The organism is Streptococcus suis, assembly GCF_002960445.1.
Classification (GTDB): Bacteria; Bacillota; Bacilli; order Lactobacillales; family Streptococcaceae; genus Streptococcus; species Streptococcus hyiners.
The window spans coordinates 1-346 of sequence record NZ_POJD01000072.1 but is presented as its reverse complement, the minus strand read 5'-3'; the positions used below and the strand labels follow the sequence as shown (position 1 = coordinate 346).

At 32.9% G+C, this 346-nt stretch carries 1 pseudogene; it reads right to left on the bottom strand.

What is annotated here, in order from left to right:
- Nucleotides 1-346 (bottom strand): annotated as a pseudogene (gene dnaE, locus C1G53_RS01335) (DNA polymerase III subunit alpha); the annotation flags it as partial.

Below are 346 nucleotides of genomic sequence, written 5' to 3'. Positions count from 1 at the left end.
AAAGAGATTGTCTAGATTTTCAATAATCTTTTTTCGATTGGCGTCAAAATCATCAAATAAACCAATCTGAATAAGAGGGATTAGTAAATCCTTTTTCTTGAAATTATCTGGCAAGCGCAAAATAAAATCTTCTACAGACTTATAGGGACGATGATCCAATATCCATAAAGCTAAATCTTTAGGCAAACCTTTCAGTGTTTTTAATCCTAGGTAAACCTTACTTTTATCAAACTTATCGTGATAAGGAATATTGTTAATCGTGAGTCGAGCTACCTCAAAGTCAAACTGCATCGCATCTTCAATATAAGCACTGCTAGAATGATTGAGCATGACATCAAAAAAGACA